The 18,692-nt window shown below is 69.8% G+C and carries 17 protein-coding genes and 1 pseudogene; 10 read left to right on the forward strand and 8 right to left on the reverse strand.

All coding sequences use genetic code 11. The features are described 5' to 3' along the window. Positions 1 to 543: 543 nt before the first annotated feature. From OG371_RS32900 to OG371_RS32925, 6 genes and pseudogenes are all read left to right on the forward strand, one after another. On the forward strand, positions 544 to 735 hold the full coding sequence (locus OG371_RS32900) for a hypothetical protein (RefSeq protein WP_329059488.1): 192 nt from the start codon (positions 544 to 546) through the stop codon (positions 733 to 735). 155 nt (positions 736 to 890) lie between these two features. After that, a complete protein-coding gene (locus OG371_RS32905; RefSeq protein ID WP_329059490.1) occupies positions 891 to 1,280 on the forward strand; it encodes an SseB family protein in 390 nt (129 codons plus the stop codon). 56 nt (positions 1,281 to 1,336) lie between these two features. Then, on the forward strand, positions 1,337 to 1,675 hold the full coding sequence (locus tag OG371_RS32910) for a hypothetical protein (protein WP_329059492.1): 339 nt from the start codon (positions 1,337 to 1,339) through the stop codon (positions 1,673 to 1,675). Then, the gene (locus OG371_RS32915; RefSeq protein WP_329059493.1) at positions 1,675 to 2,889 is read left to right on the forward strand and encodes a putative T7SS-secreted protein; all 1,215 of its coding nucleotides are present in this window, start codon (positions 1,675 to 1,677) and stop codon (positions 2,887 to 2,889) included. The genes OG371_RS32910 and OG371_RS32915 overlap by 1 nt, the downstream gene beginning before the upstream one ends. Next, positions 2,889 to 3,236: a hypothetical protein gene (locus tag OG371_RS32920; RefSeq protein WP_329059494.1), complete on the forward strand. Its 348-nt coding sequence runs from the start codon at positions 2,889 to 2,891 to the stop codon at positions 3,234 to 3,236. The genes OG371_RS32915 and OG371_RS32920 overlap by 1 nt, the downstream gene beginning before the upstream one ends. A gap of 210 nt (positions 3,237 to 3,446) precedes the next feature. After that, positions 3,447 to 3,707, forward strand: a pseudogene (locus tag OG371_RS32925) (IS30 family transposase); the annotation flags it as partial. Positions 3,708 to 3,763: 56 nt separating this feature from the next. On the opposite strand, the gene OG371_RS32930 reads toward OG371_RS32925, so the two are convergent. The 7 genes from OG371_RS32930 to OG371_RS32960 form a co-directional block, all read right to left on the reverse strand. Further along, positions 3,764 to 5,635, reverse strand: a complete 1,872-nt coding sequence (locus tag OG371_RS32930) for a sialidase family protein (protein ID WP_329059495.1) — start codon at positions 5,633 to 5,635, stop codon at positions 3,764 to 3,766. Beyond that, the gene (locus tag OG371_RS32935) at positions 5,635 to 7,653 is read right to left on the reverse strand and encodes a beta-galactosidase (RefSeq protein ID WP_329059496.1); all 2,019 of its coding nucleotides are present in this window, start codon (positions 7,651 to 7,653) and stop codon (positions 5,635 to 5,637) included. The genes OG371_RS32930 and OG371_RS32935 overlap by 1 nt, the downstream gene beginning before the upstream one ends. Next, positions 7,654 to 8,583, reverse strand: a complete 930-nt coding sequence (locus tag OG371_RS32940) for a dihydrodipicolinate synthase family protein (RefSeq protein WP_329059498.1) — start codon at positions 8,581 to 8,583, stop codon at positions 7,654 to 7,656. Further along, a complete protein-coding gene (locus tag OG371_RS32945) occupies positions 8,580 to 9,557 on the reverse strand; it encodes an ABC transporter ATP-binding protein (RefSeq protein ID WP_329059499.1) in 978 nt (325 codons plus the stop codon). Before OG371_RS32945 ends, OG371_RS32940 begins: the two co-directional genes overlap by 4 nt. Beyond that, positions 9,554 to 11,530, reverse strand: coding sequence for a dipeptide/oligopeptide/nickel ABC transporter permease/ATP-binding protein (locus OG371_RS32950; RefSeq protein ID WP_329073341.1), 1,977 nt, complete (start codon positions 11,528 to 11,530; stop codon positions 9,554 to 9,556). Before OG371_RS32950 ends, OG371_RS32945 begins: the two co-directional genes overlap by 4 nt. After that, the gene (locus OG371_RS32955; RefSeq protein ID WP_329059501.1) at positions 11,530 to 12,489 is read right to left on the reverse strand and encodes an ABC transporter permease; all 960 of its coding nucleotides are present in this window, start codon (positions 12,487 to 12,489) and stop codon (positions 11,530 to 11,532) included. The genes OG371_RS32950 and OG371_RS32955 overlap by 1 nt, the downstream gene beginning before the upstream one ends. Before the next feature lie 85 nt (positions 12,490 to 12,574). Then, on the reverse strand, positions 12,575 to 14,188 hold the full coding sequence (locus OG371_RS32960; protein WP_329059503.1) for an ABC transporter substrate-binding protein: 1,614 nt from the start codon (positions 14,186 to 14,188) through the stop codon (positions 12,575 to 12,577). Between the two features lie 230 nt (positions 14,189 to 14,418). Here OG371_RS32960 and OG371_RS32965 point away from each other — a divergent pair, with 230 nt between their 5' ends. The 4 genes from OG371_RS32965 to OG371_RS32980 all read left to right on the forward strand — a co-directional run bounded on the left by OG371_RS32965 (position 14,419) and on the right by OG371_RS32980 (position 17,935). Further along, positions 14,419 to 15,144, forward strand: coding sequence for a FadR/GntR family transcriptional regulator (locus tag OG371_RS32965; protein WP_329059505.1), 726 nt, complete (start codon positions 14,419 to 14,421; stop codon positions 15,142 to 15,144). After that, positions 15,141 to 15,680, forward strand: coding sequence for a GNAT family N-acetyltransferase (locus tag OG371_RS32970; protein ID WP_329059506.1), 540 nt, complete (start codon positions 15,141 to 15,143; stop codon positions 15,678 to 15,680). The genes OG371_RS32965 and OG371_RS32970 overlap by 4 nt, the downstream gene beginning before the upstream one ends. A gap of 420 nt (positions 15,681 to 16,100) precedes the next feature. Beyond that, the gene (locus tag OG371_RS32975; protein WP_329059507.1) at positions 16,101 to 16,835 is read left to right on the forward strand and encodes a sugar phosphate isomerase/epimerase family protein; all 735 of its coding nucleotides are present in this window, start codon (positions 16,101 to 16,103) and stop codon (positions 16,833 to 16,835) included. Next, positions 16,832 to 17,935, forward strand: coding sequence for a Gfo/Idh/MocA family protein (locus tag OG371_RS32980; RefSeq protein WP_329059508.1), 1,104 nt, complete (start codon positions 16,832 to 16,834; stop codon positions 17,933 to 17,935). The genes OG371_RS32975 and OG371_RS32980 overlap by 4 nt, the downstream gene beginning before the upstream one ends. 86 nt (positions 17,936 to 18,021) lie before the next feature. Here OG371_RS32980 and OG371_RS32985 read toward each other — a convergent pair whose 3' ends face one another. Then, entirely contained in the window at positions 18,022 to 18,612 is a 591-nt protein-coding gene (locus OG371_RS32985) for a TetR/AcrR family transcriptional regulator (protein WP_329059510.1), read from the reverse strand. Positions 18,613 to 18,692 lie beyond the last annotated feature (80 nt).

Consider the following 18,692-nt stretch of genomic DNA (forward strand, 5'->3'; position numbering starts at 1 on the left):
AACCCTGGCGTTGGTTCTGCATGACCCCTGGCCAGGGGGACACGACGGCGGTGTACGCGATCTCGGGAAGGAGAGCCGCCCCCACATCGAGGGTGATTTGCCGGGCCTGTGATCTGCCGGACAGCGATGTCTTGTGTTCCCATTTCCTCCACCCTGGCATCGCCTCGATCCAGTCAGCGGGGACTCCGGTCCGCCGGCAAGTCGCTGGGGCCCTCTGCGATCGTGGTCACGACGCCGACGTGAGAGACAGCCATGACTGCCGCATTTTAAATGCGGAATGGCAGAACGACTATCAGCCGGGTTCTTGGCCGCATGGTGCGACCATCGAACTTCGCTACGATTCTTTGCTCATCTGGTGAATCGACTGATGGATGATCTGGAATCGTGATCTTACATGATTTGCCTGGAAGAATTTAGCGATTCCACGAGCCTGGGCTGGTGATGGCTGCGCGCCGGTCGTGGCGGGGATTGCACGTGGGGCGCCTGGCGGCGGGGCGAGCGGGGCCTTGAGCGTCGGCAGGTTTCGGCCGTCCGCGTCCGCCGATGGACGGCGATGCCGTATGGGATGACGAGCTGCGCAGGTTCGTGACTCCGGCGCCGAGTCGGCTGGGGCATCCGCTGGACGAGAGCATGAAGACATGGCAGATCGACTGGCGGGAGTACGGGTGTCCGCAGTGCGTCGCTGAGGGTGTGGCCGATCCGTTCTTCCGGTTGCAGACGCCCGCGCGGATCTGAGAAGCGCCGTGTGTCGGCGGTGGCATGCGGCTTGGATGTCGGCCCAGGGGCGGGCCTTGTCTCGGCTTCTCGGTAGCGCGCTGCTCATCTAGCGTTGCGCTGTGCAGCTTCCAATCTCGCATCTTGCAGCCGCGCGGTCACCTATAGTGGCAACTGTGAGTGAGAGGGAGGCAGACGCGGCGCTGGCGGTCCTTGCCTGGGAGGTGTGGCAGGGGTATCGCGGCCCGGGTGATTTCATGGACGGCTTCGCCAGTGCTGTGGTGTGGGCTCGGCGGAGCGAGCAGCCGGGTTTGCTCGTGACCGACACGGGTTCGCGAGGGCTCTGGATGCCGGTGTTCTCGACGCCCGATCGGCTTGCCGCACACGTAGGCGACGGCTACTTCTTCTCCGCGACGGGTGCAGAACTTTTGAGCCTGGTGCCGCCGGGGATCGGCTTGATGCTCGATCCGGACGACGAGCACCGGTTCCCTGTTCTGGCTCGGGTGGCTTCGCCTAATGATATCGCCGGCGCGTGGGCAGAGTTTGCGGGAGTACGACGCCGGTAGAACGGGTGATGGTTTCGGCCTGATTCCGATCCGGCCGGGACGGGGAGGGGAGACATATGGACGGTCCTGGATTCCATGTCGACATCGAGGTCCTGGAAACCGCGTCGAAGAACATGCAGGACCTCTGGCACAGCCAGGACGAGTTCGAGTTGCGCGGTCTGTGCGGCGAGCCGGAGCTTTACGGTCACGGCGGGGTGCACGACGCGCTGGCCGATTTCTGCGGGCAATGGAGCGTGGGGATGGATGCTTTGTGTGACCGCGCAAATGATCTCAGCGACTTGCTGGGCAAGGCCGCGCAGGCGTATCGAGCCGTCGAGCACACGAATACGACCGCGTTGAAGGTGGATCCGGGCACGGATGCCGTCACGCCTGATCCACCGACGGCTGGTTACTGATGAGCGAACTCGGCCAGACCTCGGATCCGAAAGCGTTGATCCCCGGCGACCCCGCCGCGGTCTTCGAGAACGTCCGGGTGCTGAAGGGGCGCGCGAACACCGTCACATCGGTCGGAGAGGCGCTGCAACGTATCGACACTGGCAGCTGGACGGGGTCGGCGTCAGACAAGTTCCACGAAGACCACCAGACCGAGGTGCCGCGTTGGCTGGAGGGTTCGGATTCCTTCCAGGACGCTGCCCAGGCGCTCGAAGATTTCGCCAACACCTTGTCGTGGGCTCAAGGCCAGGCTTCGGAGGCGATTGCCAAGTGGCAGCAAGGCGACGCCGCGACAGCCCAGGCGAAGGCGGCCCATGATCGGGCCGTCGCCGACGCCGGGACCAAGACGCGCGCGAACCAGCAGCACGGGGACCCGACAGTGGTCCAGCCGCCGGCGTTCGCCGACCCCGGCGAGGCCCAGCGACAGGAAGCGCGGGAGATGCTCGGAAGGGCACGGCAGCAGCTTCAGGACGCAGGAAACGGCTGCGCGGAGACACTTCGTCTCGAAGCGTCCCTTGCTCCGCAGGACTCGCAAAAGAAATCAGACAGTAACTTTTTCGGCGGCATCTGGGACACCCTCTCCGGGGCGGGCGAGGGGCTGTGGACGCTGGTTTCCGATCCTGCCGAGACCGTCGTGGCGATGGCGGACAACATCGCGCATCCCGTAGAGACGTTCAAGAACATCGTCGCCTGGGACGACTGGGCGAACGGGCACGGCGATCGCGCCCTCGGGAAGATGGTCGGCGGTGTGCTCCTGTTTGGCGCAGGTAAAGCCGCCAAGGACCTGCTCGGCAAAGGAGAACATGCTGGCGGCGAGCATGTGCCCGAGACGAAAGTCGCGAAGACGCGTGAAGAGCGAACCGCCGCAGTCCGCGACATCGTTACCGATGACAATGGCTCAATCCGCGGCGACCGGGGGAAGAACAGGGGTGTCAAGGTGGTCAACCAGTCCGAGCTGGCCAAGATGATGGACACTGCCCGCGCAAGGCTGGGTCCGCCGGACAAGGTTGCGCACACGCCCAAGGGGACGGTGGAAACCTGGACTATCAGCGATGATCCGCGAGCGTCGGTGACATTCCGGACCTACAGTGGCTCGGGCGGCGACACGCTCGATATCAACCGCGTGGAGGGCTTGAATAATGTCAAGCGGTATCACGTCGAGAGCGAGGGAAAGTAGTGAATACGCCAGTCGAGTTCGCGGACGACGTAGAGTACCTGGTCGAGTATGCCGGGGAGGACTGGGTGGGAATGTCGCCGGTGTCCGCGGTGGCGTCTGCGATGGCGGGAAAGGGTGCAGCCTTGGAGCAGCAGATATCAGCGTTGCTGACGTTGATCGGAGATCTCATGGACCGGGGCGCGGTCCCAGGCGACCTCGTCGAAGGCTATCCGGACTTTGTCCCTTGGGGCGGGACGAGGGACGAGATCCTGCAGCGGATCGCGCGTGAGACCCGCGCTCTCGGCGAACTACCGGACTCCGGCGAAGTCACGTGGCTGCACGTGGTCGGTGGCGACTCTCGCGCTTAGTAGTGAGCACAGCCGACGTCCCGCCGCCGCGCTCATGGCCACGCCTGATGATCGGCACTGGGGCTACCAGCTGTCGAGAGCGTCCGGGGTTCGCTCCGGCGCGATGTACCCCCGCTTGACTCAGATGTTGGACGAGGGCTGGCTGGAGGATGGTTGGGAGTCGGTCGATGAGGCCGGCGGCAGGCCGCCGCGCCGCTACTACACGCTCACGGCACCGAGCTGGCCCGCCACGCCGAGATCACCCTGGCCACCGACCTCGACATCTACTTCTGCGACCCGCACTCACCCTGGCAACGCGGCACCAACGAGAACACCAACGGGCTGCTCCGCCAGTACTTCCCCAAAGGCACCAACCTCTCGATCCACAGCCCCGAGCACCTCGCGGAAGTGGCCGCCGAACTCAACGACCGCCCCCGCAAGGCACTCGGCTTCGACACATCAGCCGAACGACTCAATGCACTACTGTCCTAAACAGAGCACGTTGCAACGACCGGTCGAATCCACCCGGTTAGAACCGTCATAGGCACTCACGACCGAACCCGGTCGAAAGGCAGCTGCAGCACCGGCCCCGGCCGGACGTCAGCCCCGCGGCGAACCAAGTCCACTTCGGACGGTGTCAGCGCCCGCCGGTAGAGCCGCGTGTCGTCCAGCGCGCCATTCAGGTGATAAGCGCCGTCGAGCCGCGCGCCCAGCCAGAGCTGGAACGAGACCGTCTGGCTGACCGAGCCGGGGGAGTCCGGCCCGTCGGCCACCTGCACCCCGTCGACCAGGATCGTCAGCCGCCCCCCGGTGCGCTCTAGGGCCACGTGGTGCCAGGCCTGGTCGTCGTAGGCCTGTGCGGTCGTCACGGACTTCGTGCCCGCCGCCGTGGTCATGGTGGCGATCAGCCGGTGCGACGCGGGTTCGCCGCGCAGCCACAGCTGCGGCGCCGTCGTGCCCATGCCGCCCAGCCAGAACAGCACCTGCGGATCCTTCACCGCGCCGTACCGGAACCAGGTGGTGAACGTGAAGTCACCCGAGCCCGGCAGCTGCGACGGCGAGTACGGCACGCGGACGAAATCGTCGACCCCGTCCAGCTTCAGCGCCCCGCCGAAGCGGCCCGACGTCACCGTGGCGCCGCCGAGGACCCGCGCGTCGGCGTGCGTCGCGGAGACGTCGGGCGTGCTGGGCCCGGCCGGGTGACGCCCGAGGTAAGCCTCGTCGAAGCGCGCGAAACGGATCTCGTCACGGGCGTCCACAGCGCCGCCTTCGTACATCAGGCCGATCTTCGCGTCCGGGTCGCGCTGATCGCTGAGCTGCACCAGGTCGGAATAGCCCGACCAGTCCGTGGTCACCCGCGTGCCCTGCTCGGCGTCCTCCCAGGTGCGGCCGTTGTCGTAGGACGAGCGGATCATCATCCACCGCCGGCGGTCGGTGTCCGACGGCGACGCGAAGAGGATCCGCTCCCCGCCCGGGCGCTGCAGCCGCAGCAGTGAGCCCTGCACCATCGGCGTGACCAGGTCGGGGATGGTGGTGAACTGCCGGCTGAACGTCTCGCCGCCGTCCCGGCTCAACGCGTAGTCACGATTGCCGACGTCGGTGCCGCCCTGCTCCCGGCCACCGGCGTAGATCGTGCCGTCGGGCAGCTCCACCACGCTGACTTCGGACGGCTTCTGCGTGTACGTTCCGCCCACCGGGTGCGGATAACTGTCGACGGCGCCGACGTGCCAGCTGGTGCCGTGGTCGTCGCTGTAGATCAGAGCGGCGTAGTTCTCGATCGAGTTGGTCCCGTCACTGCGCTCGGCGTTGACGCCGAACACGAGCCGGCCCGCGTGACGGCCCTTGGTCAGCTGGATGCCGTGCACCGGGCCCGAGGCGTACCACGAATCCCACGCCGGCAGCTTCGCCTGCGCGCTGATGTCGACGGGCGCGGACCAGGTCTTGCCGTCGTCGTCGCTGTACTGCGAGTGCGGGGTCCGCGGGCACGGGACGTCACAGGCCCTGTCGTCGTCGCGGCCCTTGTTGTACGTGGTGATCAAGACGATCCGGCCGGTGCGGCTGTCCACAATGGGCACCGGGTTGCCGTGGGTGTCGCCGCCGCCGGGGTTGACCACCTGGAGCGGGGACCAGGTCTTGCCGCCGTCGGCCGAGCGCTTGAGCACCAGGTTGATGTCGCCGGTGTCGCCGCAGTTGTCGACGCGACCCTCGGCGAATGCGAGCAGGGTGCCGTGCGTGCTGCGGACGATCGCCGGGATCCGGAAGCAGGCGTACCCGGTTTCCTGGTGGGGGTTGAACAGGACTTGCTGATCGAATTGCGGGACCGGAGCAGTGACTGGCGCGCCGGCCGTCGCCGCGCCGGGCACCAGCAGCCCGGACAGCAGCACGACGAAGGCCAGCCCCCAGCGGGCTATCACTCTCATCAGACGGTTTTCCCTTCACCTCGGGTCAGGACGGCCACCCCGCGCGGCGCCAGCGGCACCGCTTCGAGCGGACGGCCGGGATCGGTGAGCAGGTCACGGGCGGGCTCGGGCAGTGGCACGGTGACCGCCTCCGCGCCGTGGTTGAGCAGGAACAAGTAAGCGCTTCCCCCGGGCGTTTCCCGGACGGTCGCCTGCACGCCGTCGGGCAGCCCCGGCAGCACCGGCGTGACCCCGGCTTCGGTGGTGACGCGGTCGAACAGCGCCCGCATGGCCACCGGGTCCGGCCGCGTCGCGAGGTACCAGGCGACGCCGTCGCCGAACTCGTGCCGGGTCACCGCGGCGCGGCGCGCCAACGAGCCGTCGCCGAACGTCGTGACCACCGAGGCGCCCTCGGGCTCCACCCACTCGGACCAGATCGTGCCGGTCGCCGTTTTCCCTGCCGTGTCAAGGCTTGTCGAGCCGCCTTCGGGCAACGGCCAGAACTCGTCCACGCGCAGCCCCAGCACTTCGCGCAACGGGGCCGGGTAGCCGCCGAGGTACGCGCGGTCGTTCTCGTCCACGATGCCGGAGAAGAAGGACACCACCAGGTGCCCGCCTCCGGCCACATAGGACCGCAGGTTCTCCGCGACCCCGGCGTCCAGCAGGTACAGGTTCGGTACCACCACGAGCCGGTAGCCGGACAGCTCCCGCGTCGGCCGCACGACGTCGCAGGTGATGCCGGCGTCGAACAGCGGCGCGTAGTGCGCGAGGTGGGTGTCGAGCTGGCGCAGGTCGTCGGACGGGTGGGAGTCCAGTTCCAGCGCCCACCAGCTGGGCCAGTCGTGCAGGATCGCGACGTCGGCCTGCACCCGGCTGCCCGCCAGCCCGGGCAGCGCGGCCAGCTCGTGGCCCAGGTCCGCCACCTCGCGGAACGTGCGGGTCTCGCGGCCGCCGTGCGGCACCATCGCCGAGTGGAACTTCTCGGCGCCGCCGGAGGTCTGGCGCCACTGGAAGAACAGGACGGCGTCCGCGCCGCGCGCCACGGCCTGCCAGCTGCCCAGGCGCATGGCCCCCGGTGGCTTGGGACCGTTGCGGGGGCGCCAGTTCACCGCGCTCGGCGCCTGCTCCAACAGCATCCACGGCTGACCGTCCTTGGTGGATCGGACGAGGTCGTACGCGAACGCCGCCTCGACATGGCTGCGCGGTTCGTGCGGATCGGGATACGAGTCGAGGCTGACGATGTCCTCGTGCGGCGTCCAGGTGTGCCAGTCGAGCGCCTTCTGCACCAGGCCGACGAAGTTCGTGGTCACCGGCACGTCCGGGGTCAGGCGGCCGAGCACCTCGCGCTCGGTCAGGTAGCAGCCGAGGGAGGCGTCGGAGGAGAACCGGTGGTAGTCCAGCTGCTGCGCGGGGTTCGGGAACGTCGGGGCGACGCGCGGCGGCTCGATCTCCGACCAGTCCTCGTACCGCTGCGACCAGAACGTGGTGCTCCACGCCGCGTTCAACGAGTCCATTGTGGAGTACCGGCACTGGAGCCAGTGCCGGAAGTGCTCGGCCGACGCCTCGCAGTAACAGGCGCGGATGTGGCAGCCGAACTCGTTGCCGATGTGCCACAGGGCCAGCGCCGGATGCCCGGCGTACCGCGTGGCCAGCCGGTCGACGAGCCGGGCCGCGTGCTCGCGGAACACCTGGCTGGACGGGCAGAACTGCTGCCGCGCGCCCGCCGAGAGCCGGGTGCCGTCCGCGCGGACCGGCAGGATCTCCGGGTACTGGTGCGACAGCCACGGCGGCGGCGACCCGGTCATGGTCGCCAGGCAGACCGCGACGCCGTGGTCCGCGAGCTTGCCCATCACGGTGTCGAACCAGCCGAAGTCGAACTCGCCGGGCCGCGGCTCCACCTGCGCCCAGGAGTAGATCCCCAGGGTCACCATGGAGACGCCGGCCTCGGCCATCAGCTTCATGTCCTGGTCCCACACCTCGGAGGACCAGTGCTCGGGGTTGTAGTCGCCCCCGTAGTGGATCCGGTCGAAGGGGACCATCTAGAGCAACCCCGTTTCCGCGAGCTTCTCCTTGATGCGCAACAGTTCGTCGTCGTTCAGCGGCAGCTGTGGCGGCGCCGTGACAGCGTTGTCGATGAATCCGCGCATCTTCATCGCCGCCTTGAACGCGCCGAGCGCCGCCGAGCCGCGCCCCATCCGGCTCGGCGGCGCCACGTCCACGATGCCGAACAGCGTGAGCAGGCGTTCCTGCTCACGGCGCGCGGCGAGCGGGTTGCCGGAGCGGCAGTGGTCGTAGATCAGCACGAAGCCGACGGGGTCGACGTTGCCGAGCCCGGGCACGGCGCCGTCCGCGCCCAGGGTGAGCGCCGCGTCCACGAGCAGCTCCGAGCCGGTGAACACGGAGAACCGGTCGAGCCCGCGCTCACGACGGCCCTTGAGCACGAAGCGGAAGCCCGCCTCGTCGCCGCTGGAATCCTTCAGCCCGGCCAGCACCCCGGCTTCGGCCAGGTCGAGCACCAGATTCCGGTCGAGCTTGGTGTGCACGGCGACCGGGATGTCGTAGGCGAAGATCGGCAGCGCGGTCTGCTCGTGCAGCAGCCGGAAGTGCCGGTCGACCTCGGCCACGTGCGTGCGGGTGTAGTACGGCGCGGTGATCACGACCGCGTCGGCGCCGGCAGCCTCGGCAGTCTTCACGTGCTCGGCGACGCGCTGGGTCGTCATGTCGATACAGCCCGCCAGCACCGGCACGCGGCCGGCGACCTGGTCCACGGCCGTCTCGATGACCACGCGGCGCTGGGCGTCGGGGATGAACGCGACCTCGCCGGAGGAGCCGAGCACGAAGACACCGTGCACGCCCGCGTCGAGCTGGAATTCGATGTGCCGGCGCAGCGATTCGGTGTCGACGGTGAAATCGTCGTTGAAGGGCGTGCACAGGGGCGGGATGATGCCGGCGAACTTCTTCGCGGTCATGAGGCGTTCACTCCGGTGAGGGTCTCTGGGTGGATGCAGCGGTAGGCGTGCCCGCCGGCTTCGGCGAGCGGCGGCAGCGCTGCCGCGCACTCGCCGGTGGCCTTCGGGCACCGGGTGTGGAACGGGCAGCCCGGCGGCGGTGCCGTGGCGGACGGGACGGGTCCACCCAGGACGATCGGCTCGACCGGGTGCAGCAGGCTCGGCGTGGCCGAGAACAACGCCCGGGTGTACGGATGCCTTGCGCCGTCAGGAAGATCGGCGGCCGGCGCGGTCTCGACGACGCGGCCGAGGTACATCGTGACGATCCGGTCGCTCATCCGTCGCACGGTCTGAATGTCGTGCGAGACGAAGACCATCGCCAGCCCGAGCCGCTCGCGCAGGTCGATCAGCAGGTTCAGGATCTGCGCGCGGACCGAGACGTCCAGCGCGGACGTCGGCTCGTCCGCCACCAGCAGGTCCGGGCCCAGCGCGAGGGCCCGGGCGATCGCGACGCGCTGGCGCTGCCCGCCGGACAGCTGCGAGGGCACGGCGTCGGCCACGCTGGAGGGCAGCCCGACCAGGCCCATCAGCTCGCGCACGCGTTCCTCCCGCTCGGCGGGTGAGCCGACGTGGTGCACGTCGAGCGGGTCGCGCAGGATCTTCGCCACCGGCAGCCGCCGGTTCAGCGCCGTGGCCGGGTCCTGGAAGATCATCCCGACCCGGCGCCCGACGTCGGCCGCGCGCAATTCCGCGAGCGGCTTTCCCTGGTAGCGCACGGTTCCCGAGGTCGGGCGTTGCAGCCCGACCAGCACCTTGGCGAGCGTGGACTTGCCGCAGCCGGATTCGCCGACCACGCCCACGGTCTCGCCCGCCGAGATGGTCAGGTTGGCGTCGGTGAGCGCGTACACGCTGTCGCGCCCGAACAGGCCGGCTCCGCGGATTCGGTGCACCACATGCACACCGTCGACTTCGACCAAGCTCACACCGGCGCTCATACCTGTGCTCCTTCCGCGATCGCCGGTGTGGTGCGCTCGGCCGGGTAATGGCAGGCGACGACGTGCTCGGCGCTGTCCCCGGCCCGTTCCGGGGCCACCTCGAAGCAGTGCCCGCGCGCGGCCGGGCAGCGGGCGGCGAACCGGCAGCCGGGCGGGAAGTCCGCGGGCGCCGGGACCACGCCCTTGATCTGGGTGAGCGTGGCCTCGTGCTCCTCCAGCGACAGCACCGCGCCGAGCAGGCCGCGGGTGTAGTGGTGCCGCGGCGAGCCGATCACCTGCGCGGTGGCCCCGGTCTCGGCCACCTGCCCGCCGTACATCACCACCACGCGGTCGGCGATGTCCGAGACCAGCGCGAGGTCGTGCGAGACCAGGATCAGCGCGAAGCCCAGCTCCTCCTGCAAGCGCAGCAGCAGCGCGATGATCTGCGCCTGCACGGTCACGTCGAGCGCGGTGGTCGGCTCGTCGGCCACGATCAGCTGCGGGCTGCGGGAGAGCGCCATCGCGATCAGCACGCGCTGGCGCTGGCCGCCGGACAACTCGTGCGGGTACGCCCGCAGCGTGCGTCCGGGGTCGAGGTTCACCAGCTCCAGCAGCTCTTCCGGGGTGCGCGTGCCGCCGCGGCGGGTGAACTGCTTGAGCTGCGCGCGGATCGTCATCGCCGGGTTCAGCGAGCTGAGCGCGTCCTGGTAGACCATCGAGATGTCGTGGCCGAGGTGCCGGCGGCGGGTGCCCGGCTTCATGGTGAGCAGGTCCTCGCCGTCGAACCGGATCTCGCCGGAAAGCCGCGCGGTGCCCGGCTGGAGCCCCATGACGGACAGCGCGGTGAGCGACTTGCCGCAGCCGGACTCGCCGATCAGCCCGAGCACCTCGCCGGCCCGGACGGTGAAGGACACGTCGTCCACCACGTTCACCCCGTTGTGCCGTCCGGGGAACGCGATGGCGAGGTTCTTCACCTCCAGCACCGCCGGCCGCCCGGTCAGGTCGCGCGCCTTGGCCGCCAGCCGTTCGCCGGCCTCCAGCAGGCCCGCGATCGGCAGCACGGGGGCGGGGTTTTCGGTGCCCGCTATGGCTTTCTCGATCTCCTGCGCGACCGCGCCCGCCTTGGCGCCGCGGCCCGAGGGCGCCGCCCACGCGTCGGAGATGCCCTCGGACAGCACGTTCAGCGCCAGCACGGTGATCAGGATCAGCAGGCCGGGGAACAGCGTGGCCCACCAGCCGCCGGTCAGCACCAGGTCCTTGCCGTCGGCCAGCACCGAGCCCCACGACGGGTCCGGCGGCTGGATGCCCGCGCCGATGAACGAAAGCGAGGCCTCGAACACGATCGCGTCGGCCACCGTCACCGTGCAGTACACCAGGATCGGCGCGGCGGTGTTGACCGCGATGTGCCGGGTGAGGATGAAGAGCCGCTTGGCGCCGATCACGCGCTCGGCGGCCACGTAGTCTTCGCCGTACTGCGCGAGCACGTTCGCCCGCACCACCCGGGCCACCGACGGCATGTTCAGGAAGCCGATCGCCAGGATCAGCACCAGGATGCCGTGGCCGAACACGGCGACCAGCACCGCGGCCAGAGCGATGCCGGGGAACGCCATGATCACGTCCAGCACGCGCATCACCACGGCGTCGGTCCGGCGCCCCGAGGTCGCCGCGAACGAGCCGATCACCACGCCGGTCAGGAGCGCGAGCAGCGTGGCGCCGAGCCCGATCGCGAGCGACCAGCGGGTGCCGGCCACCAGGCGGGAGAAGACGTCCCGGCCGGACTGGTCGGTGCCGAACCAGTGCGCGGCGCTCGGGCCGCCGGTGTCGGTGCTGAGCGCGTCCGGGTTGTGCGTGGCCACCACCGTCCCGAGGATCGCGACGAGCACCAGCAGCGCCAGCACGCCGAGCGCGACCCACGAGGTGGCCGGGAGCCTGCGAAACCGGATGCCCGGGCGGGACAGGCGCTCGGTCAGGTTGGGTCGGATCACCGGGCGCATCACGAGTGGCTCCTCAGCCGCGGGTTGGCGATCAGGTACAGGACGTCGACGATCAGGTTCACCAGCACGAAGCCCAGGGCGATCGTGATGACGAAGCCCTGCACCTTGGCGGTGTCGCCGTCCTGCACGGCCTGGATCATGTTCTGCCCCATGCCGGGCAGCGCGAACATCGTCTCGATCACCACGGCCCCGCCGAGCAGGTAGCCCACGCGCAAACCCAGCACGGTCAACGGGTTCACGAGCGCGTTCCGCAGCACGTTGCGGCCCACCACGACCACCGGCGGCAGGCCGCCGCCGCGCGCGGTGCGCACGTAGTCCTTGTCCAGCTCCTCCACCATCGACGTGCGGATCACGCGCGTCAGCTGCGCGGCCACCGGCAGCGACAGGGAGATCGCGGGCAGCGCCAGCGAGTTCAGCCAGCCGGAGAACGAGTCGGCCGGGCTGACGTAACCACTGGTGGGGAACAGGCCCTGGCCCACCGCGAGCCACTGCACGAGCAGCAGGGCGATCCAGAACGCCGGCGCCGCGAGACCGGCGAGCGTGACCACCCGGATCAGGTGATCCGGCCAGCGGTCGCGGAACAGCGCCGAGGTCACGCCGAGCACGATCGACAGGACCAGCGCGATCAGCAGGCCGAGCAGGGTCAGCTGCACGGTGAGCGGCAGCGCGGTGGCGATGGTCTGCCCGACCGGCTCCTTGGTGATCACGCTGGTGCCGAAGTCGCCTTGCAGCAGGTGCCAGACGAAGTGCACGTACTGCAGCGGCAGCGGGTCGAGCAGGCCGTTGTCGGCCCGGAACTGCTGCAGCTGCGCGGCGGTCGCGTTCGCCCCGTTGAACGCAGCCAGCGCCGGGTCGACGGGGGAGAAGCGCATCACGATGAACACGAACAGGATCACGCCGAGCAGCAGCGGGATCAGGGCGAGGATGCGGCCGGCCAGCATCCGCACGACAACGGTCACGGGGGTCTCCTAACTCGGACCGGGGAGAGGGCTCGTGAGTGCCTATGCCGGTTCTAACCGTCATGAACACTCACGAGCCGGGCGCTCAGACCGGCTTGGCCTGGTTCAGGTAGAGGCCGGGGTAGCCCTGCGCGCGCACCCCGGTGATGGCCTTCGGGTCCCACGCCGTGCCCAGCTGGGTGAAGACGATCGGGTAGATCACCGCCTGCTCGGAGATCCGGTCGAGCAGCTGCTTGTACAGCCCGTTGCGCTTGGCCTCGTCGGTCTGCTGCGCCGCCTGGTCCTGCAGCGCCAGCAGGGCCTGGGCGTCGGCGTTCGTCCAGCGCGCGTACTTGGTCATCATCAGCGACTGCGCGTCGTAGTAGTAGCGGATGAGCAGGTCCGGGTCGTTGCCGAACTGCATCGGGTTGTTCGTGGTGGACACGACCTGGAAGTCGCCGCCGTTGTCCAGCTTGGAGAACAGCGCCTTGGTGTCCTGGGAGTCCAATGTGGTCTGCACGCCGACCGCGTCCCAGCCCTCCTTGATCACCTTCACGCAGTCGAGCACCAATGAGGTGTTGGTGGTGGACAAGGAGATCTTCAGCCCGGTGACGCCGGCCTCGGCCAGCAGCTGCTTGGCCTTCGCCGGGTCGTAGGCGAAGTCCAGCGCGGCCGGCTGCGACTCCGGCAGCTTCGGGTTGATGAACGACGTGCCCGGCGTGCCGGTGCCGCGCAGGCCGATGTCGATCATCTTCTTCTTGTCGATCGCGTAGTGCAGTGCCTGGCGCACGCGCTGGTCGCCGAACGGCGCGTGCGCGGTGTTGAACATCAGGTACAGGTTGTTGCCGCCGTCGGCGAACTCGACCGTGCGCCCGGCCTGGCGCAGCTGGCCGGCGTTGGCGGCCGGGATGTTCTCCACGACCTGCGCGTCCGGCTTCGCGCCGGAGATCGCGGCCACCCGCGGTGCGGAGTCCACGATGGACTTCCACAGCATCTTGTCGTACGCGGCCGGCCGGCTGCCGTTGTAGCCCGCGAACTTCTCGAACGAGGTGTGGCTCAGCGGCGCCTGCTCGGTGATCTTGTACGGGCCGGAGCCGACCACCTTGCCGGCCGCGGCGTCGGCCCATTTGCCCTCGTAGACGTGGCGGGGGAGGATCTTGCACGACTGGATGCGCTTGAGCGCGTACGGGAAGGGGAACCTCAGCACGAACTCGACGCTCCGGTCGTCGACCTTCTTCACCTCCTTCAGCCACTGGGAGAAGAAGCTGTGGATGAGCACGTTCTCCTTCTCGTCGAGGGTGCGGGCGTAGGTGAACACCACGTCGTCGGCGGTGACCGGCTGCCCGTCGTGCCATTGGGCGCCGTCGCGCAGCTCGAACTTGATGCTGGTGCCGCTCACGTCGGCGGGCAGCGCCTTGGCCAGGCCGGGGAACGGGTCGCGGGTGATCGGGTCACCCTCCACCAGGGACTCGTAGACGTGCAGGAAGGCGGCCATGGAGAAGGCCGACGCGGTCTGCAGCGGGTCCCAGGACTGGTTGTTGCCGTAGCCGACCACCGCGGTGACCAGGCCGGTGGAGCTGCCGGTCTTGTTGGTCGAGGCGGGCCCGCCGCACGCGGCCAGCGTCGACGAGAACGCCGCCGCGGCGCCTGCCATGCCGGTGTAGCGCAGCAGCGCGCGCCGGTTGAACGAAGGGCCGGTCCCCATGGCGGTTCGGGACATAGCGTCTCCTGACTCGATGTTGGTTCGCCCACCAGTAAGCTTTCCCAGAAGTAGGACATGGGACGTCCTATGACTTGGCCGAACCCTAGAACCCGCGGGGGTACCGGTCAAGGGGACCGAAGCACTTTCGCAACCCGGGCGTCACCGCGGGGAAACAAGCCGGGCATGACGTAGGATGTCCTGGCGATGGCGACGGGCCAGCGACCGAAGGACAGCCGGGGAGAGATGTTTTGGCGCGCCCTCAACGCAGTGAAGAGATCACCAAGCGGATCATCGACCTGATCATCGAGCGGGACCTCCCGCCGGGCGCGCCGATGCCCACGGAGCTGAGCCTGATGGACGACATCGGGGTCAGCCGCAATTCGATCCGGGAGGCAATCAAGGCGCTGCAGGCGCTGGGCATCGTCGAGATCCGGCACGGCTACGGCACGTTCGTCGGCTCCGCGGGCTCCGAGGCGCTCCAGACCTGGCTGCTGTTCCGCACGCGCACCCGCGGCGCGAGCGACGCCGGCCGGCTGCGCGACCTGCTGGAGGTCCGCGAGATGATCGAGACCGAGCTGACCAGCCGCGTCGCGCTGGACCACCGGCCCGAGCTGATCGGTGAACTGCAGGCCCGCGTCGCCCGGATGCGGCGGAAAGGCCCCGACTCGGCGGTCGCCGACCGCGAGTTCCACGACCTCATCTGCGCCGAGGCGGGCTTCGACCTGGCTCGCGAGCTGACCGGCCTGTTCTGGGACGTCTACCGGGCCGCGGAGTCCGAGCTGGGCGGGCCGCCGACCTCGGCCGCCGGCACCGCCAAACGGCACCAGGCGATCGTCGACGCGCTGGTCAGCGGCGACGCCGACGCTGCCGCGGAGGCCGTCCACCGGCACTTCGACGAGGTCCGCAAACGCGCGAAGGCCGGCCGTTACGGCGGCTTCGGCGAGGCCCGCCCGGTGCCCGCGGACTCGGCGTGACGCCGGAGATCGAGCTGCTGCCGCCGTCAGCAGCTGCGGAGGAAGACCTTGTCGGCGCGGTCACTGCGCTGGTGAACCAGGTCTACGCGGTCGCCGAGAAGGGCCTGTGGGCCGGGCCGGCGGACCGGACGACGGCCGCCGAGGTGGCCGGTCTGGTGCGCGCCGGGGAGATCGCCGTCGCGCGGATCGACGGCCTGCTCGTCGGCAGCGTGCGCATCCACCGGCTGGACGACGGCGCCGGCGAGTTCGGCCTGCTGGCCGCCTCGCCGGAGGTGCAGGGCGCGGGCATCGGGCGGGCGCTGGTGCAGTTCGCGGAGCAGTTCTGCCGCTCCGGGAAGTGCGCCGAGATGCAGCTGGAGCTGCTGGTCCCACGCGGCTGGACCCACCCGTCGAAGGAGTTCCTGGCCGGCTGGTACGGCCGCCTCGGCTACCGCGTGGTGGCGACCTCGACCATCGAACAGGCTTACCCGCATTTGGCCCCGCTGCTGGCGACGCCGTGCGATTTCCTGGTGTACCGCAAGGATCTCCTGGCCTGAAGCGGGTTCAGCCCAGGTAGAACTGCTTGCGTGCGCAGGGTGACAGGCCCGCCGCGGCGAGCGTGGTGAACAGCGGGTTGTCGAGGAACGTGGTCGGCCGGACGTGCACCACCGGCAGCCCGGACCAGGCCGGCAGCCGGTCCGAGAGCCGGCGCCGTCGAGGGCGCGGGCCACCTCGAGCGGCCGGGGGCGGTCGCCGACGACCACCTCGGCGCCGAGCGCGCGCAGTTCTTCGGCCCGCTGGTCCTCCCGCTGCACCATGGCGCGCACCGGCCTCCCCTCGGCCCGAGCCGCTCTGCCGAACGTGCGGTTGTGCCAGCCCGCTCGCGTCAGCGTCTGGTGTGAATTTTGACCAGGTGGTAGAAATCTTGCGACGCCGTCCTTCGCGGCTGTCGAACCCCGCGAGGCAAGGGAGCAGGAATGGGCAAGGTCTCCGTGCAGCTGTACTCGGTCCGCGACGTGTTCGCGACCGATCCGGCGGACGTTCTGCGGCGGCTGGCCGCCATCGGGTTCACCCAGGTCGAGCCGTACGGCGTGGTCGAAAACGTCGAGGCGCTCGCCGCCGGGCTGCCGGCCAACGGGCTCACCGCGCCGACCGCGCACGCGCAGCTGCTCGGCGTCGACCAGGAGGCCGTGTTCACCGCCGCGAAGTCGCTCGGCATCGAGGTGGTGATCGACCCGCTGGTCAAGCCGGAGAAGTGGCAGGACCCGGCCGACATCGCCGCCACCGCCGCCGCGCTGAACGCGGCCGCGAAGGCCGCCGCGGAGCACGGGATCACGGTCGGCTACCACAACCACTGGTGGGAGCTGGAGTCCCGGATCGACGGGCGCAGCGCGTTCGAGGTGTTCGCCGACCAGCTCGACCCGGTGGTCGCGCTCGAGGTCGACGCCTACTGGGCCACCGCGGGCGGCGAGGACGCGGCCGGGCTGCTCAGCCGGCTCGGCGACCGCGTGCGCGCCATCCACGTCAAGGACGGGGCGCTGGCCACCGACGCGTCCGGCCAGGTCCCGGCGGGCCAGGGCGCCCTGCCGCTCGAGGAGATCCTCGCCGCGGCGCCGGACGCGCTGCGCGTGGTGGAGTTCGACCGCTACGAAGGCGACATCTTCGAAGCCGTCGCGGGCAGCTTCGCCTTCCTCGCCGACGCCGAGAAGTGAGCACCGGGCCGGTCGGCGTCGGCGTGATCGGCGCCGGCGTCATCAGTGACACGTACCTGGAGAACCTCACCGCCTTCCCCGACCTGCGCGTGCTCGCCGTTGCGGATCTCGAGGTCGGACGGGCGGCGGCGCAGGCGGCGAAACACGGTGTGCCGCAAGGGACAACGGTCGCCGAGCTGCTCGCGCACCCGGAGATCGAGCTGGTCGTGAACCTCACGATCCCGGCCGCGCACGTCGAGGTCGGACTGTCCATTCTGGATGCGGGCAAGAGCGTCTGGGCGGAGAAGCCGCTGGCGCTCGACCGGCAGACCGGACGCAAGCTGCTGGATCGCGCGCGGGAGAAGGGGCTACGCGTCGCGAGCGCGCCGGACACCGTGCTCGGCGCCGGGCTGCAGACGGCCCGGCGCGCGGTGGACGCCGGCCGCATCGGCGAGCCGCGCACGGCGTTGGCCCTGTTCCAGACGCCCGGGCCGGAGAGCTGGCACCCGGCGCCGGAGTTCCTGTTCCAGGCCGGCGGCGGGCCGCTGCTCGACATGGGCCCGTACTACCTGACCGAGCTGGTCCAGCTCCTCGGCCCGATCCACCGGGTCACCGGGGCCGGGGGACAGGCGCGGGCGACCCGCGTGATCGGGTCCGGCCCGCGCGCGGGCACCGAGTTCCCGGTGACCGTGCCGACCACGGTGACCGCGCTCGTCGAGTTCACCCGGGGCGGCAGCGCGCAGGTGGTGCTCAGCTTCGACTCGGCGCTGGCGCGCACGGGTTTCGTCGAGGTGTCCGGCACGCTCGGCACCGCCGTGCTGCCCGACCCGAACCGGTTCGACGGTGTCACCCAGCTGCACCTGCTCGGCGCCGAGGAGCCGGAAGAGCTTGCCGCGCAAGGACATGCGGCCTCGCGTGGCACGGGCGCGCTCGAGCTGGCCCGCGCGATCCGGGCCGGCGTGCCGGAGCGCGCGTCCGGCGAGCTGGCCTACCACGTGCTCGACGCGATGCTCGCCATCGACGAGTCGATCACCCGCGGCCAGACGGTCGAGGTGGCCAGCACGGTCGAGGTGCCGCCCGCCCTGCCGGACGGCTGGGACCCGTACGCCGCCACGCTGTAGCCGGGGTGGCCGGAAGCGCCCCAATGTGGCGTTGGGTGCGTTGAGCGCACCGAACGCCACATTGGGGCGCATCGCGCCGGGACGTCTCAGCCGAGTGGCACGGTCAGCAGGCTCTGCAAGTAGAAGCGCAGGGAGCCGACGAGGTCGACGCGGTCGGGGGCGGTGAGCCATTGGACCTGGAGCCCGTCCATCAGCGCGATGAACGTCAGCGCCGCGTACTCGGGGTCGGTGCCCTCGCGCAGTTCGCCGCTCGCGGACAGCACGCGGAACGATTCGACGACGCTCTCGCGGGCCTGCTCGTAGTGGCGCTCGAAGTAGCTGTGCGCCGGGTGATCGGGCGCCACCGCCTCGGCGGCCAGCCGCGAGTACAGGTCGACGATGCCGGGGTGGCGCACGTTGTGCCCGGCCAGCGCGACGAAGTGGCGCAGCACCTCCAGGCCCGGGGGCACGTTCAGCTGCTCGCGCTCGGAGTCCTCGGCGTCCCGCCGCACCAGCACGGCGGCGAGCAGCGCCTCCTTGGTGGGGAAGTAGTACAGCAGGCCGGCGTGGCTGATGCCGACGCGCTTGGCGATCTCCCGCAGCGACGAACCGTGGTAGCCGGCTTCGCCGTACACGGTGGCGGCCGCGGAAATGATGTCCTCGCGGCGGATCCGGCCCTTGAGGTAGCCCCCGCTCACGGGGTGTCGATCGGTTCGGCGGCGTGCACCCGACCATCATGCCGCAGACCTAAAACGAACAATCACAGTGATTGTTCGAA

It is taken from the genome of Amycolatopsis sp. NBC_01480, assembly GCF_036227205.1.
GTDB lineage: Bacteria > Actinomycetota > Actinomycetes > Mycobacteriales > Pseudonocardiaceae > Amycolatopsis.